General features: G+C 47.6%; 1 protein-coding gene and 1 pseudogene. Both read left to right on the top strand.

Annotated elements, in window-relative coordinates:
• A pseudogene (locus tag NW834_RS10575) lies at positions 1 to 1,506 on the top strand (dynamin family protein); the annotation flags it as partial.
• Positions 1,507 to 1,553: 47 nt separating this feature from the next.
• Positions 1,554 to 1,964 carry a KGK domain-containing protein gene (locus NW834_RS10570; protein WP_414419438.1) on the top strand — a complete coding sequence of 137 codons (411 nt, stop codon included), beginning with the start codon at positions 1,554 to 1,556 and terminating at the stop codon, positions 1,962 to 1,964.
• Positions 1,965 to 2,097: the final 133 nt, after the last annotated feature.

Below are 2,097 nucleotides of genomic sequence, written 5' to 3'. Positions count from 1 at the left end.
GAGGATCGATTTGGACTGGATACGATTTTTTCAGAAAGCATCAAAGAATTGGGTGGTGAGGAAGAAACGCCCCAGTTTGTCAGCGAGTTTAACAAGTACTGCACGTCAGGTAGGTTGGTTGGATCCCCGTTCCGCCCTTCTGTACATGGGTACGACACACCCATAAATAACTACGTTCGGATTCTGAGGGAGTGGGGAAAACCTTTGATTGAGTATATGATTAAAGATAGCGGTATTGAAGACTTTCGGGCTGGGATCACTCGTTATTTAACGGAAGAAAAGCGACCACAGCTATTTTCTGCGCTGGCCGATGATTTGCAACCTCTCTGCATCGAGATGAGGAAGTCCTATCTAGATCTCTACCGAGACATTGATAGCCAGCCCAAAGAGATTGACAGCATGATTTCCTATGAGCTGACGCTGATCAATCAGCAGCTAGCCAGTATTGGCCGAGAGTTTGACGAGCATATCCAGACAGTAGTCAATAAAGTTATTAACGGAGAAAACAAAGAATTTGAGAACGATTTCCGTAAATTGCAGGCTAGGATGGTACGGAGGCTAGATGAGCTTTTGGATACTTTTTCGTTGGACAATGTTTACAGTCAAGCCGTTCGCATTCGTCCCCGCAACTCCACAGCTCCATTCTTAGCTGTATTGGTCGAAGCCTTTTATTATTTGTCCAACCATCTAGAGGACATCCTGGTAGAATCAGCCAGCACGCTTGTAGAGAACTTCTTTCGTCGCCTTGTTGATGAAGTTCGCAGCTCGAGCTACTACAGGCAGTTGTTTCGCCTACTGGGATCCGATGGGGACTTGGAGAAAAAGCTTCTTTTGGTTAAGGAGGTAACTTTGAGTTCTCTTGTCAATGGTGCCCGAAAAGAGTGCGACCGCTACCTCAGAGAAAGTCCCCGCTTCTACGACGAAGGAACATTCTCGATCTACCAGTTTCGAGAAGTCCTAAAGCAAACCAGCCAATCTTATGACATCTCTGCTATTCGCGACGCAGAGCCTGGAATCCGACAATTACTCAAGCTTGACTTTGAGCCGAAAATTAGCCAGACAGTGCGTTCTAGCTTCCGACAAGAGACCAACAATACTCTAAAAACTCAGCTATTGCCGGTTGCCAAGCAAGTAGCCGATGAGATTTTGCAAAAGTACCCAGAAGCAAAGCAGTTCATGGAAGCAACTCTCAGAAAAGAGGCTGAAGAGAAAATTGCGCTTAACCAACAGCGGCTGAAAGAACTGGAGGCAAGCATAGACAAGTACAACCAAGCTGTTTCTGGGATCAACCTCTGCCTGCAGGCTTTGGGCCTCAATCGCGAGATGCTGCCCTTGATTACTCGTCCTGAGCCTTCCTCTGTTGGTGAGTCAGTTCAAATTTTGGCAAGTCTTCCTGAACAGCAAGTAGGTGACAGCAATGCAAGCGAAGCAGTCGCTCTTGGTCGTTCTACACCCATAGACGAGAGTTTTCCAGAGTTGGATAGCATCCTCGATGATCTGAGATAGAGCGGCTTGTCTTTGTTTTTGGCCTTTCACTTGATCCAGATAAAGTCATGGGATCCAGATCGATACCTCTGCAGCAGCACTCAGAAGGGATCCTCTCTGTAAGGGAGAAAACTTTCAAGGTTGCCAACTTGGTCAAAGCAGCCCAAGAGGACTTGACCAAGAAAGAAGAGCTGCATCGCTTGTTCATTGCGGCCTTGAGATCCTCAGGGATCCTGCCGCCGGAAGACTTGCTCAACATTGCCAGTAGCCTTCTTGCTCCCAAGCCAGAAGAAAAATTGTTGCAAGAAGCGAAGTGGTTTGGGCAGGGACTTGCTTGTCAGCTCTTGGTGCCGGGCAAGAAAGATTGGGAAAAAGGCAGAGTCAGATTGCGGATCATTGTAGAGTTTGAGCCAGAGGATGCAGTCTCAGAGGGCGGCAGCGGATCCCCTCTGGATGACCTTCGCGGAGGTGAGGAATAACTTAACTGGAAAAATGCACCAGGAGGTTGATCAAGTGCCAGATAATCTTTCTGAACAAGCTCAAGATTGCTTTAGCGAGCTCGACAGCCCTCCAGATCAGGAGGCATTGGATCTCTTTTGGATGACATTCGGG

The organism is Synechococcus sp. R60.1 (assembly GCF_047461835.1).
Classification (GTDB): Bacteria; Cyanobacteriota; Cyanobacteriia; order Thermostichales; family Thermostichaceae; genus Thermostichus.
Note: the sequence above shows the minus strand (reverse complement) of the source record. Positions and strands in the feature narration are given on the sequence as shown.

Excerpts from the sequence above, each read along its gene's own strand:
- NW834_RS10570 (WP_414419438.1), top strand. The coding sequence starts at position 1,554 with ATGGGATCCAGATCGATACCTCTGCAGCAGCACTCAGAAGGGATCCTC.